This window comes from Nocardioides daeguensis, from assembly GCF_019192965.1.
GTDB classification, from domain to species: domain Bacteria; phylum Actinomycetota; class Actinomycetes; order Propionibacteriales; family Nocardioidaceae; genus Nocardioides; species Nocardioides daeguensis.
Genome location: NZ_JAHTKU010000022.1, coordinates 21921 through 34891 on the forward strand (window position 1 = coordinate 21921; position 12971 = coordinate 34891).

Annotated in this window: 12 protein-coding genes; 2 read left to right on the forward strand and 10 right to left on the reverse strand. The window is 72.7% G+C overall.

Going from position 1 to position 12971, the window contains the following annotated elements:
* Positions 1-7: 7 nt before the first annotated feature.
* From KU893_RS18255 to KU893_RS18300, 10 genes are read right to left on the reverse strand one after another with little or no spacing between them, the layout of a single operon-like run.
* A complete protein-coding gene (locus tag KU893_RS18255) occupies positions 8-1618 on the reverse strand; it encodes a succinic semialdehyde dehydrogenase (RefSeq protein ID WP_218235823.1) in 1611 nt (536 codons plus the stop codon).
* Positions 1615-3486: an AMP-dependent synthetase/ligase gene (locus tag KU893_RS18260; RefSeq protein WP_218235824.1), complete on the reverse strand. Its 1872-nt coding sequence runs from the start codon at positions 3484-3486 to the stop codon at positions 1615-1617. Before KU893_RS18260 ends, KU893_RS18255 begins: the two co-directional genes overlap by 4 nt.
* Positions 3487-3529: 43 nt before the next feature.
* Positions 3530-4672 (reverse strand): MlaD family protein, encoded by a 1143-nt coding sequence (locus tag KU893_RS18265; RefSeq protein WP_218235825.1) that lies wholly within the window; start codon positions 4670-4672, stop codon positions 3530-3532.
* Entirely contained in the window at positions 4669-5640 is a 972-nt protein-coding gene (locus KU893_RS18270; RefSeq protein WP_218235826.1) for an MCE family protein, read from the reverse strand. Before KU893_RS18270 ends, KU893_RS18265 begins: the two co-directional genes overlap by 4 nt.
* Positions 5637-6761: an MCE family protein gene (locus KU893_RS18275; protein ID WP_218235827.1), complete on the reverse strand. Its 1125-nt coding sequence runs from the start codon at positions 6759-6761 to the stop codon at positions 5637-5639. Before KU893_RS18275 ends, KU893_RS18270 begins: the two co-directional genes overlap by 4 nt.
* Positions 6761-7756, reverse strand: a complete 996-nt coding sequence (locus KU893_RS18280; RefSeq protein ID WP_218235828.1) for an MCE family protein — start codon at positions 7754-7756, stop codon at positions 6761-6763. The genes KU893_RS18275 and KU893_RS18280 overlap by 1 nt, the downstream gene beginning before the upstream one ends.
* Positions 7756-8811, reverse strand: coding sequence for an MCE family protein (locus KU893_RS18285; RefSeq protein WP_218235829.1), 1056 nt, complete (start codon positions 8809-8811; stop codon positions 7756-7758). The genes KU893_RS18280 and KU893_RS18285 overlap by 1 nt, the downstream gene beginning before the upstream one ends.
* Complete coding sequence (locus KU893_RS18290; RefSeq protein ID WP_218235830.1) at positions 8808-9899, reverse strand: MCE family protein; 1092 nt, start codon at positions 9897-9899, stop codon at positions 8808-8810. Before KU893_RS18290 ends, KU893_RS18285 begins: the two co-directional genes overlap by 4 nt.
* 7 nt (positions 9900-9906) lie before the next feature.
* Positions 9907-10701: an MlaE family ABC transporter permease gene (locus KU893_RS18295; RefSeq protein ID WP_308167233.1), complete on the reverse strand. Its 795-nt coding sequence runs from the start codon at positions 10699-10701 to the stop codon at positions 9907-9909.
* 44 nt (positions 10702-10745) lie between these two features.
* Entirely contained in the window at positions 10746-11555 is an 810-nt protein-coding gene (locus tag KU893_RS18300; protein ID WP_218235832.1) for an MlaE family ABC transporter permease, read from the reverse strand.
* A 156-nt stretch (positions 11556-11711) separates the two neighbouring features.
* On the opposite strand from KU893_RS18300, the gene KU893_RS18305 reads away from it, so the two are divergent.
* Positions 11712-12479 (forward strand): MerR family transcriptional regulator, encoded by a 768-nt coding sequence (locus tag KU893_RS18305; RefSeq protein WP_218235833.1) that lies wholly within the window; start codon positions 11712-11714, stop codon positions 12477-12479.
* A 61-nt stretch (positions 12480-12540) separates the two neighbouring features.
* Positions 12541-12948: a nucleoside-diphosphate kinase gene (gene ndk / locus KU893_RS18310; RefSeq protein WP_218235834.1), complete on the forward strand. Its 408-nt coding sequence runs from the start codon at positions 12541-12543 to the stop codon at positions 12946-12948.
* Positions 12949-12971 lie beyond the last annotated feature (23 nt).

A 12971-nucleotide genomic window follows, 5' to 3' on the forward strand; every position in this document is an offset into this window, starting at 1 on the left:
GGTGACCTCAGCGCACCCGCAGCCTCCGGAGCAGCCTCAGCTGGGCGTTGCCCAGCCCCACGAACCTCTCCAGCGCCATCCCCGCGGGTGGGCCGAGGGGGACCAGGCGCTGGGTGGCGACGGTCTGCGACTCGGTGTACTTCCGCATCCCCTCGGCGCCGTGGCGGCGGCCGAGGCCGCTGTCGCCCATGCCGCCCATCCCTGCCTCGATCGAGCCGGCGGCCGCGGCCGCGCCGTCGTTGACGTTGACCGAGCCGGCGCGGATCCGGCCGGCGAGCGCCTCGGCGTGGGCGGTGTTGCGCGACCAGATGCTCGCCGAGAGGCCGTAGCGGCCCTCGTTGGCCTTCTGGATCGCGTCGAGGTCCGTCGCCACCCGGTACAGCGAGATCACCGGTCCGAAGGTCTCCTCGAGGCACACCGGCATGTCCGGGGTGACGCCCTCGAGGACGGTCGGCTCGTGCACGAGCGGGCCCAGGTCGGGCCGGGCCCGGCCGCCGGTCAGCACGGTCGCGCCCGCCGCGACGGCCGACGCGACATGCGAGGTGACCGCCTCGAGCTGGGCCGGGGACGCCAGTGAGCCGACGTCGGCGCCGTAGTCGAAGGTCTGCCCCAGCGTGAGCGCCTCGGTCGCGGCGACGAGCGCGGCGCGGAACTCGTCGTACACGTCCTCGTGGACGATCACCCGCTCGATGTGGATGCACATCTGGCCGGTGTTCGCGAACGCCGCCGCCACGCAGCCGGCCGCCGCCTTCTCGACGTCGGCGTCGGCCAGCACGACCAGCGGGTTCTTGCCGCCCAGCTCCAGCGAGGCCGCGATCAGCATCTCGCCGGCGCGGCGGCCGACGTGCCGGCCGGTCGCCGTCGAGCCGGTGAAGCAGATGTGGTCGACGCCGGCGCCCGGCGCGTCGGGGGAGCCGATCAGCGCGTCGCCGACGACCGAGCCGGGTCCGACCACGACGTGCCAGATGTCGCGGGGCAGCCCGGCCTCGGCGAGCAGGGCCCGGGTCCACAGCAGGGTCAGTGGCGTCTGCGAGTCGGCCTTGCTGACCACGCCGTTGCCGGCGAGCAGGGCGGGCAGCACGTCGCCGACAGCGAGGTAGAGCGGGTAGTTCCAGGGCGAGATCATGCCGATCACGCCCTTCGGCACCCGGACCTCGCGGACCTTGGTGAGGCCCGGGATCGCGCCGCGCACCTGGTGGTCGACGAGGTAGCGGTGGCCGTGCCGGGCGTAGTGGCGGGCGATGGTGGCGACCTGCAGGATCTCCTGCCAGGCACTGAACCGGGCCTTGCCCATCTCCCACTGGATCAGGTCGATCACCTCGTCCTGCCGCTCGACCAGCAGGTCGTGGAAGCGCAGCACGATCCCCGCGCGGGTGCGCCACGGCAGCAGCGCCCAACGGGTCTGGGCACGGCGGGCACTGGCGATCGCGTCGACCACGTCGCCAGCGCTGGACACGGGTACGGCGGCCGTCGGCCGGCCGTCGTACGGCGCGACCGCGGTGCTCGTCGCACTCGCCGCCGGGTCGCGGAACACCCAGCGGTTCCACTCGGCGATCCGCTCGTCGGTGACCCAACCCGGACGGGTGGCGATGGCGGTGGCGGCAGCAACGGCGGTCACGAGTAGAGCCTCTCCAGGACGTCGGCGTACTTGGCGTGGACGACGCGGCGCTTGAGCTTGAGCGTCGGGGTGAGCTCCTCGGACTCGGCGGTCCACTCGACCGGGAGCAGCTCCCAGGCCTTGACCTGCTCGGGGCGCGAGAGGCGCTCGTTGGCGGCGTCGACCGCCTGCTGCGCGATCGCGAGCATCGCCGGGTGCTGGGCCAGCTCGGCGAGCGAGGTGCCGGCGGGGATGCCGACCTGGGCGGCCACCAGCGGCGCGATCTCGGCGTCGAGGGTGAGCACCGCGACGACGTACGGCCTGCCCTCGCCGAAGACCAGGGCGTGTCCGACGATCGGGCTCTCCTTGAGGTAGTTCTCGATGTTGGAGGGCGCGATGTTCTTGCCGGAGGAGGTGATGATCATCTCCTTCTTGCGGTCGACGACCTTGAGGAAGCCGTCCTCGTCGATCTCGCCGATGTCGCCGGTGTGGACCCAGCCGTCGGCGTCGATGAGCGCGGCGGTGGCGTCGTCCTGCTTGTAGTAGCCCTTCGAGGCGACCGGCCCACGCGCGAGGATCTCGTTGTCCTCACCGAGCTTGATCTCGATGCCGGGCAGCGACTTGCCGACGGTGCCGAGCCGGAACTGGTCCGGACCGCACGCCGTGACGGCCGCGCACGTCTCAGTCATGCCGTAGACGTCGTAGATGCGCATGCCGAGGCCGGCGAAGAAGCGGGCGACCTCCAGCGGCATGGGTGCCGCCGCCGACGCCGCCCACTCGCAGCGGTCGAGGCCGAGGAGCGCACGCAGGAACGCGAGCAGCCCGGCGTCGGCGGCCCGGAAGCGGGCCTCGAGCTCCGGCGGGACGCTGCGACCCGTCTGCTGGGCCTCGACGTACTCCAGGCCCACCGCGAGCGCGGCCTCGACCTGGGCCTTCTTCTCCGGGTCGGTCTCGGCTGCCAGCTTGGCGGAGATGCCGGTCTTGATCTTCTCCCAGACCCGCGGGACGCCGAAGAAGCGGGTGGGGTGCACCTCGCCCAGCGCGCCGAGCAGCAGCGCGGGGTCGGCGACGAGATGGATGTGGGCACCCATCACCTGCGGGATGTACATGCCCAGGGTGCGCTCGGCGATGTGCGCGAAGGGGAGGTAGGAGATGAACTCGTTGTGCTGCGTCGGCGCTGCCACGCGCAGCGAGCACAGGCACTCGTAGAGCACCGCGTGGTGGGTGAGGACGACGCCCTTCGGGTTCCCGGTGGTGCCGGACGTGTAGAGGATCGTCAGCGGGTCGTCGGGGGAGATGGCGGCCGTGCGCTCGGTGAGCTGCGCGGCGTGGTCCGCGCGCCAGGCGGAACCGGCGGCGAGGAAGGCGTCCCAGGCGACGAAGCGGTCGTCGCCGTCGGGCGCGGCGACGTCGATGACCACGACCCGGCGGATCGAGGTGGACTCGGCCAGCGCCCGCTCCCAGCGCGCGAGGTGGTCGGCGCTCTCCAGGACGACGACACTCGGCTCGGCGTGACCGGCGACGTACGCGATCTGGTCGGGCGAGAGGGTGTTGTAGACCGACATCGAGATCCCGGCCGCGTGGACGACGCCGAGATCGGCGACGACGTGCTCGATCCGGTTGCTCGCCATCAGCGCCACCCGGTCGCCCGCCTCCACACCGGCCGCCAACAGCGCGCCGGCGACGTCGAGCGCCCGCTCACGCAGCTCGTTCCAGGTCAGCGTGCGCCAGCCGGGTGCGTAGCCGGCGGACAGGTCGATCCCGACCTTGTCGGAGTACGCCGCCCGGTCACCCTCCGCCTCGACGGTGCGGGCCAGGGCGACGGGCAGGGTGAGGCCGGCGATCTCCTGCTCGATCTCGGCGCGGATCGCCAGGGTGTCGGTGCTCATCGGGTTCCTCTCGGTTGCGGGTGGGATGGGTGCTGCTGCGGGGCTACTGCTGGGGGACCTGGGCCGAACCGCGGCCCTGGGTTCCCTTCGGCGGGTCGGTGCACCGAACGTCGGTGCGGGGCTCGCGGCGGCTGATGTCCTGGACGTCGCGTTGGACGCTGCGGTCGTAGACGCAGTTCTTGAGGATCCGCGGGACGAGCAGGACCCGGCCGCTGCCGTCGCGGGTGCTGCCCGCCATCACGTCGGCCTGGACCGGCGCCCAGTCGAGCCAGTGCTGGAGGCCGCGCAGGTGCCGCGCGGCCATCTCGGTGAGGGGAACCCCGTCGCGCAGCATCCGGCGCAGCGGGGGAGAGGCGGCCTGCCACCACCGCTCCAGCCGGGGCATCAGGTCGATCGCCGTGGTGACGGTGCTGCGGACCGCGGGCGTGGCCTGGGCGAGGGACTGCGCGACGGCCTCGAGGTCGGCGGAGAGCCGGCGGATCTCGGGGGAGAGGTCGGCGACGGTGGTCAGCGGGGTCTGCGCCTGCCGCGCCAGCGTCGTCAGGTCGGGCTCGAGCCGACGCAGCATCGCGAACGCGCTCTCCAGCTCGACCGCCAGCGAGCGCAGGTCGACGTCCTGGTCGTTGTCGCCGAAGATCGCGGCGGTCTCGGTGGCGATGGTCCGCACGTCGGCGACGTCGAGGTGCGACATCAGGCGCTGGGCGTGGGCCAGCACGTCGGGGACGCCGAGCGGCACGCTCGTGGCCGACACCGGGACGTTCGCGCCGTCGGCCAGGAACGGGCCGTCGGCTGAGGACGGGCGGACGTCGAGGTACTGCTCGCCGACCGCGGACAGGTTGCGCACCTCCATCGCGCTGTCCCTCGGCACCTCGATGCCGGACTCGATCTCGATGCGCGCGACCACCCCGACCCCGGGCTTCGCGCTGAGCCGGACGTCGGTCACCTCGCCGATCCGCTGACCGCGGTAGGTCACGACCGATCCCTCGTGCAGCCCCGCGGCCTGGGGGAGCTCGACGGTGACGGAGTACGGGTGGTGGAACAGGGAGCCGCCGACGACGGTGTCGGCGACGTAGACGACGCCGGCCACGAGGATCACCAGGATCAGCGACTGGGCGACCCGGATCCGGCGCCGCCACATCCGGGCGCTGGAGGCGACCTGCTCGGCCGGTGTGGGGCGGCGGCTCACGGGGCACCTCCGGTCGCGGTGAGGGCCTTGAGGTCGAGCAGGAAGGTCAGGTCGAAGTTCGCGAAGTCGCCCGGCGCGGCCCGGTCGCTGCCCTCGGCGAAGGCGATGAGACCGGCCATCACACCGTCGATGTCGTCCCGTCCGGCCAGCAGGGTCTGGACCACCGGCTTCATGTCCTTCAGCTGGGCGACGAGGTCCTCGCGCACCGCCCGGGTGAGCGGCGTGGCGACGGCGTCGAACCGGCTCAGCGACTCCATCGCGCCCACCAGCTGCTCGCGCTGCTGGTCGAGGCTCGTGACCAGGCTGGTGAGGGTGGTGAGCGAGCGGGTGATCTCGGGCAGGTCGCCGGCCAGGCGGGTCGTGAGCCGGTCCAGCGACGCGGTGAGCCGGTCGACCCGCGGGAGGTCGGCGTTGAGGTCCGTGACCGCCGCGTCGAGGCGACGCAGCAGGCGTCGTACGTCGCCCGCGTTGCCGCTCAGCGCGGCGTTGAGCTGGTCGATGATCGTGGAGATGTCGGCGAAGCTGCCGCCGGTGACGACCGTGGACAGCGCGCTGAGCAGGTCGGTGACGTCGGGAGCGCTGCCGGTGGCGGCGACGGGCAGGGTCGCGCCGTCGGCCAGCACCGTGCCGGACTCGCCGGGGAAGAGCTGGACGAACGCCGTCCCCATGGGCGAGGTCAGCCGGATCTCGGCACGCGAGGATTCCCGCAGCCGCACGGACGTCGACAGTGCGACCTCGACCTCGGCGACGTAGTCGCCCGCCTCGACCGCGCTGACCTGGCCCACAGTCGCGCCGTCGAGCTTCACCGGCGCGTCGACCGGGAGGTTGAGCGCGTCGGCGAACTCGATCGTGACGGCGTACGTCGGGCCGTCGACCAGGCCGGGGAGCGGCACGTCGTCGAGGGTGAGCCCACAGCCGGCCGTCACCGCACCGGCTACCAGCGTCAGGGTGGCGAGGAGGCGCCTCACGGGATCGCCCCCGGGAGGCCGTCGTAGATGCCGTCGAGGAGCGGGTCGAGCAGGCCGGTGCCCTGGCCGCTGAACAGCAGCCCGCAGAGCCTGCTCCCGGTGGCGCCGGCGAGCGCCTGGGCGAACACCTGGCAGCTGTGGTCGCGGAAGGCGGCCGAGAAGGGGCCGGCGCTGAACGCGAACTGGACCCGGAGCCGGCCGAGGTCCCAGTCGTAGGCGCGGGCGAAGTTCTCCGCCATCGTCGGCATCGTGTCGAAGGCCTCCTCCAGCGAGTCCTGCCGGGAGTGCACCAGCGCGACGACGTCGGCGAGGCCCGTCAGGTCGTCGCCGAGGACGTCGCCGTTCTGCTTCAAGAAGCGGTTGGCCAGTCGGGTGAGCTCGTCGAGGCTGTCGAGGGTCGCGCCCAGCTCGTGGCGCTGGTCGGCGAGGACGTCGCCGGTGTCGGCGGCCGCCTTGGTGAAGTCGCGGATCGACCGGTCCCGATCGGCGAGGACGTCGACGAGGGCGACCAGGTTGTCAGTGACCGTGGTGAGGTCGCCGTCCTTGGCGTTGATCATCGCCAGCGCGTCGCGACTCTCGGCGAGCGCCGCCCGCAGGTGCGGCCCGTTGCCGTCCAGCGTCCTCGCGGTGGTGGCGAGGACGTCGCCGAGACCCTTGCCGTCCCTTCCGTCGGGGCCGCCGTCGAGGGCGAGGACCAGGTCGTCGATCGCCTTCGCGATCTCGTCGACCGTGGCCGGGGCGCGGGTGTGGTCGGCGGCGATGTGGGCGCCCGAGGCCAGGGTCGGCCCGTCGGTCCAGGCCGGCCCGAGCTCGACGTACCGGTCCGTGACGAGGGAGCCCTGCAGGATCTCGGCGCCGGCGTCCTCGGGGACCCGGGTGTCGGGGGCGAGGTGCATGACCACCCGCATGGTCGCGCCCTGCGGCTCGATCCGGACGATCTCGCCCACCTTCACCCCGAGGTAGGTGACGTCGTTGCCGACGTACACACCGGTCGTGTCGGCGAAGTCGGCGGTCACGACCAGGTCGTCGGGGTCGTCGCCGCCGAGCCAGCCGAGCAGGCGGGCGCCGGAGAGGAGGAGGGCCAGCGCGACGACGGCGCCGGTGAGGATCTGCCGCCGCATCACTTGCAGTCCTCCGGGGTGATCGAGCAGACCAGGTCGTCGGGGACGACCGCCCACGGCGCGTTGACGCCGAGCCACGGTCCGTCGCCGGTCGCGTTGGTGAAGACCCGCATGGTGGGGCCGGCGAGACGCAGCGTCTTGTCGAGCTGCGCGCGGTGCTCGTCGAGGGTCCGCAGCACCGTGCGCAGGTCGCGCAGCGCCGGCTTCAGCTGCGGTGCGCTGGCGCGGACCAGGGCGGTCAGGCCGGTGACGAAGCGATGGGCGTCGCCGAGCAGCGCGCGCAGGGTCTCCTTGCGCTGCTGGACCATCAGCATCACGCTCGTCCCGTCGGCGAGGACCTGGTCGAGCCGGCCGGTCTGGTCGAGGACGAGGTCGGTGACCTTGCGGATCGAGGTGAGCAGGGCGTCGAGCTGCTGCTCGCGGTCGTTGGCGATGGCCGAGACCCCCGCGATCCCGTCGAGCGCGTCACGCAGGGCATCGGGCTGGACGGCGAGGTCGGTGGCGAGGACGTCGACCGCCTGGTGCACCCGGTCGAGGTCGAGCGCCTCGACCTGGGGCGTGGACTCGAGCCAGAACCGCTCGATCGAGTAGCTGTCGACGGCGTGCGAGACCGCGATCGTGCTGTCGTCGCCGAGCGCCTCTCCCTTGCCGGGGGCGAGGGAGAGGAAGCGCTCGCCGAGGATGGAGAGCAGCTTGACCTGCACCGTGCTGTCCTCGGTGACGCCGAGGTCGGCGGGGTCCCCGGTGAGGCTGAACCGGACGTCGACCTGGTCGCGATCCGCCGTCACGGCGCTCACCTCGCCGATCTTCAGCCCCGCCATCCGGACGTCGTCCCCCGGCTCCAGGCCGGCCGCGTGGCGCAGGCGTGCGTGGTAGGCGGGGTCGCCGGCGAGCGCCCGGACCCCGAGCAGCAGCAGGCCGAGCACCACCAGCGCCGCGACGACGCGCAGCGGCCAGGCCAGGTGTCCGCGGGACGGGGACAGGGGCGTCTTCATCAGCGGCACCTCGTCGAGTGCTGGTTGCCGGTCACGCCGAGGTCGAGCTTGAACGGCAGCCCGGCGCCGCCCGCGGCGAGCGTGCAGACGTAGACGTTGAGGTAGCTGCCGTAGCCGAGGGTGCGCAGGTAGGTGTCGAGCTGGCGGGGGACCGCGGTGCCCGTCTGCACCAGCAGGTCGCGGCGCTGGGCGAGGTAGCCGAACCAGGGGCTGCTCAGGCCGGCCACGTCGACGGCGGGCCGGCTGACCTCGCCGACCAGGTCGGCGGTGGTGGCCGCGAGCCGGGCGATCGAGTCGAGACTGGTCGCGATCCGGTCGCGGTCGTGGGCCAGACCGCCGGTGAGCGAGGCGAGCCCGTCGACCAGCCGGGTGATCTCGGTGCGGTGCTCGTCGGTGGTGTCGAGGACCAGGGTCACGTTGTCGACGACCTTCGCGAGGGTGGCGTCGCGGTCCACGATGCCGGAGGTCAGCCTCGCCGTCTGGTCCAGCAGGTGCGCCAACGTCGGGCCCTGGCCCTGCAGCACCTGGACGATGTTGGTCGCGAGCTGGTTGACGTCGGCGGGCTGCAGCAGGTCGAAGATCGGCTGGAAGGCGTTGAACATCGCGGTCAGGTCGAGCGCGGGCCGGGTCCGGGCGAGCGGGATCCGGTCGCCGTCGGCCAGCCGCCCGCCGGCAGCGTCTCGGTCGGCACGGGCCAGGGCGACGTACCGCTGCCCCATCAGGTTGAGGTAGTCGACCGCCGCGGTGACGTCGTCGTGCAGCCGCTGGTCGGCGTCCACACTCATCGTGACCACCGCCAGCCCGCGTTCCTCGCCGGTGCCGAGACGGGTGCCGGTGACCCGGCCGACCCGGACCCCCGCGATCCGCACGTCGTCGCCGGCGCGCAGGCCGGTCGCGTCGCGGAACACCGCGGTGACGGTGATCGCGTCGCCGTGCTGGGCGCGGGAGAGGGTGCCGGCGACCATGCTGGTCAGCACGACGGCGAGCAGCGCGAAGACGGCGACCCCGGCGACGGCGCCCCGGTGGCGGCGCAGCTCGCTGAGCTGGCGGCTCATCGACGGCCTCCGCAGGGGCCGGTCAGCCCGCGGTAGGTGGGGCAGTCCTTCGGGTCGGCGGGGTCGTAGGGGTCGAGCAGCTGGGGTGCAAGCACGCCCTCCATCTGGATCCGCCCGTTCCTCACCGCGCCGGCGCCGTTGCGGAGCAGGGCCGGGACCTTGCGGAGCAGCTCGGCGAACGTGGGGTAGCGCTCGGCGAACACCTCGAGGGTGGCGGCACTCGCGTTGAGCAGCCGGGCGGTCGCCGCGCCGTTCTCGCGCAGGAAGGTGGTCATGCCGGTCTCGCCGTCGAGGAGCGCGGGTAGGTCGGCCAGCAGCTGTGAGACCTCCGCCCGCTGCCGGACGAGGGTCCGCGCCAGTGGCCGGGTGTCGCGCAGCGCCTCCACCAGCCGGGGCTCGACGTCGGCGGCCAGGTCGGTGTCGTGGGCCAGCAGGTCGAGGTCCTTGCGGACCTGCGGGTGGAGGTCGGCCCAGCGGCCGAGGAAGGCGTTGCCGTCGCGGACCAGCTCCGCGATCCGCGCGCCGCGGCCGTCGAGGGCGTCGGCGAGCTGGGACAGCGCCACGTCCCACTGTGCCGGGTCGACGGCCGCGAGCAGCCGCTGGGTCGCGGAGAAGGTGTCCATCAGCCGCAAGGTCGCCGTCGACGTGTCTGCGGGGACGACGGCCCCGTCGGCGAGGTGCGCGCGCGTCGTGGCGGCGCTCTCGGCGCTCTCGGCGCTGACCAGGTCGACGTACTCGTTGCCGAAGAGGGTGCCCGGCAGCACCCGGGCAGCCACGCGGGCCGGGATGAGCGCGGCGTGCTCGGGCGCGACGAGGACCCGGGCGCTGGGGCCGGCGGGATCGACCTCGATCACGCGGCCCACGCGGAGGCCGTCGTACTTGACGTCGGAGTTGATGCCGAGGGTGTCGCCGACGGTGGGCAGCTGGACCGTGACCCGCACGTCGTCGCTGACGACGCCGAGGGTCTGCAGGCCGAGCACGCCGGTGAGCACGCCGAGCAGCAGGAAGCCGACGACGCCGACCGCGGCCAGCCGCAGCCGCAGGGTGCGCGGGTCGACCTTCGAGTGGGCGAACAGGAACTCGCTCATCGCGGCCTCACCCGGAGATCTGCACCTGCTGGTCCGCGCCCCACAGGAGCAGCGTCAGCAGGATGTCGACGACGGTGAGCGAGATGATGCTGGCCCGGATCGCGCGGCCGGTGGCCCGGCCGACGCCCTCGGGACCGCCGGTGGCGGTGAAGCCGTGGTAGCAGTGGATGAGGGTGACCACGGTGGTCAGCACGACGACCTTGATCGCCGAGTAGACGACGTCGACCGGCGCGACGAAGGTGCGGAAGTAGTGGTCGTAGGTGCCGGCGGACTGGCCGTAGAAGGTGGTGACCATCAAGTCGGTGGCGACATAGGTGCCGACCAGGCCGATCAGGTAGAGCGGCAGGACCACGATCCAGGCGGCGACCAGGCGGGTGCTGACCAGGTAGGGGATCGGGCGGATCGCCATCGACTCGAGCGCGTCGATCTCCTCGCTGATCCGCATCGCACCGAGCCGGGAGGTGAACCCGCAGCCGATCCGCGCCGCGAAGCCGAGGGCGGCGACCATCGGCGCCAGCTCGCGGGTGTTGGCGTAGCCGGAGATGAACCCGGTCAGCGGGGCGAGGCCGATGACGTCGAGGCCCTGGTAGCCCTCGAGCCCGACCTCGGTGCCGGTGAGCGTCGAGAGCAGCAGCACGACGCCGACCACGCCGCCGCCGACGAGGAAGATGCCGGAGCCGAGGGTGACCTCGGCGAGCACCCGCTGGATCTCGCCGCGGTAGCGGGTCAGTGCGATCGGCAGCGCGACGACCGCGCGCCAGGCGAGGACCAGCTGCAGGCCGATGCCCGCCAGGGGGCTCACGACCGCCCTGTCGACCGCCTCCTCGATCGCCGTCGTCGGGTGAGTCATCCGATCGGCCCGCCCGCGAAGGTGCTGTAGACCTGCGAGATCACGAAGTTGGCCGCGAACAGCAGCACGAAGTTGGTCACCACCGCGCTGGTCACCGCCTCGCCGACGCCGGTCGGGCCGCGCTCGGCGCGCAGCCCCTTGTACGACGCCACGAGGGCGCAGATCACCGCGAAGATCGCCGCCTTGGCCAGGGAGAGCCACAGGTCGGAGACCTGGGCCAGGGTGGTGACCGAGGCGAGGTAGCTGCCCGGCGGCAGGTCCTGCAGCACCACGCTGACGCTCAGCGTGGTGATGATGGTGAAGAACATGACGACGCCGTTGAGCAGGACCGCGACGGCGACGATCGCGAACATCCGGGGGACGACGAGCCGCTCGACCACCGAGAGGCCCATCACCTCCATGGCGTCGATCTCCTCACGGATCCGGCGCGAGCCGAGGTCGGCGCAGATCGCGGAGCCCGCCACTCCCGAGAGCATGAGGGCGGTGATCAGGGGAGAGGCCTGGCGAACGACAGCCAGCGTGTTGCCGGCGCCGGTGAACGCGACGGCCCCGACCTCCTGGGCGAGCACGCCCACCTGCAGCGCGAGGATGATGCCGAACGGGACCGAGACCGCGAGCGCCGGCAGCGTGCAGACCCGGATCGCGTACCAGGTCTGCACCACGGTCTCCGCGACCGGGAACCGGCGCCCGGCGACCGAGGCGAGTGCGGCCCCGAACACCCGGCGGGTGAACGCGAGGAGGGCGACGACCTCCGCCAGCGGCTTACCGAGGGCCGGGAGGACCCGCGGGGCGCTGTGGGCGGGCATGGCGCTCCTGTCGTCGTACGGCTGCGGTCAGGCTGGGAGGGGGCACAATGACAGTAGAACTGTCACACACGTACTGTCCACGTCGATGTGACGCACGTCAACCCCCTCCGATATCCCGCGTTGCATCGAGCAAATGACAGTCGTACTGTGACAGTCATGAGTTCTGTTGCCGGGGTGGACTCGGCACCCCAGGCCGACGACGGCGGCCCGCTGCGCACCATCGACGAGCTGGCCGCGGCCGCTGGGCTGACCGTGCGCACCACCCGCTACTACGCCAGCCTGGGCCTGCTGCCGCCTCCCGCGCGACGTGGCCGGATGGCCTGGTACGACGACACCCACCTCGCCCGCCTGGAGATGATCCGCGCGCTGCAGGGACACGGGTTCACCCTGCAGGCGATCGAGAAGTACCTCGCCTCGCTGCCGGCCGACGCCGGCGTGGAGGATCTCGCCGTCCAGCGCGCGATGTTGACGTCGTGGACGGTGGGGGAGCCGCAGGAGCTCACCCGGCGCCAGCTCGACCAGCACGCCGGGCGCCGGCTCACCGACGACGAGGTGACCCTGATCGAGGAGTTCGGCCTGCTGCGCACGGTCGCCGGCGAGCGCGGCGGGGTGCGCTACACCCCGGTCCACGGGTTCGACGTCGCCGTCCAGCTGCTCGAGGTCGACATCCCCGTCGCCGGCATGCGCGCCGCGGGCGACGCCATCGAGCGGCACATGTCGGCGCTCGCCGAGGAGCTGACGCGGGTGCTCCACGACGAGGTGGTCGAGCCGTGGCGCCGCGCGAGCGACCACCCCTCGCGCGAGGACGCCGAGCAGCTCGAGGCCACCATCAGCACCCTGCGCCGGCTCACGCTCGACGCGATCGTGCGCGGCTTCCAGCGCTCGGCCAACAAGGTCATCGCCCGCTCGCTGGACCGCGGCTGAGTCGTTGGCGGTACTCAACCCGGGGAGCGGCCGGCAGGCGCCATGGCCTAGGGTCGCGCACGTGACCCAACGCACTCTCGTCCTGCTCAAGCCCGACGCGGTCCGCCGGGGTCTGGTCGGCAACGTGCTGGCCCGGTTCGAGGCCAAGGGGCTGAGCATCGTGGCCATGGAGCAGCGCCACATCGACGCTGCCATGGCCGACGCCCACTACGCCGAGCACGTCGAGCGCGACTTCTATCCGCCGCTGCGCACCTTCGTGACGAGCGGGCCGCTCGTGGCGCTGGTGCTCGAGGGCGACGAGGCGATCGAGGTCGTCCGCTCGCTCAACGGCGCCACCGACGGCCGCAAGGCCGCGCCCGGCACCATCCGCGGCGACCTGTCGCTGTCCAACCGGGAGAACCTGGTCCACGGCTCCGACTCGCCCGAGTCGGCCGAGCGCGAGATCGCGCTCTGGTTCCCGGGGCTCTGAGGCCCGTCCCTGCAGGGATCCCC

Bases quoted from the DNA above. Each gene is read 5' to 3' on its own strand.
- KU893_RS18305 (WP_218235833.1), top strand. From the start codon at position 11,712: ATGAGTTCTGTTGCCGGGGTGGACTCGGCACCCCAGGCCGACGACGGC.
- KU893_RS18285 (WP_218235829.1), bottom strand. From the start codon at position 8,811: ATGAGCCGCCAGCTCAGCGAGCTGCGCCGCCACCGGGGCGCCGTCGCC.
- KU893_RS18275 (WP_218235827.1), bottom strand. From the start codon at position 6,761: ATGCGGCGGCAGATCCTCACCGGCGCCGTCGTCGCGCTGGCCCTCCTC.
- KU893_RS18280 (WP_218235828.1), bottom strand. From the start codon at position 7,756: ATGAAGACGCCCCTGTCCCCGTCCCGCGGACACCTGGCCTGGCCGCTG.
- KU893_RS18300 (WP_218235832.1), bottom strand. From the start codon at position 11,555: ATGCCCGCCCACAGCGCCCCGCGGGTCCTCCCGGCCCTCGGTAAGCCG.
- KU893_RS18290 (WP_218235830.1), bottom strand. From the start codon at position 9,899: ATGAGCGAGTTCCTGTTCGCCCACTCGAAGGTCGACCCGCGCACCCTG.
- KU893_RS18260 (WP_218235824.1), bottom strand. From the start codon at position 3,486: ATGAGCACCGACACCCTGGCGATCCGCGCCGAGATCGAGCAGGAGATC.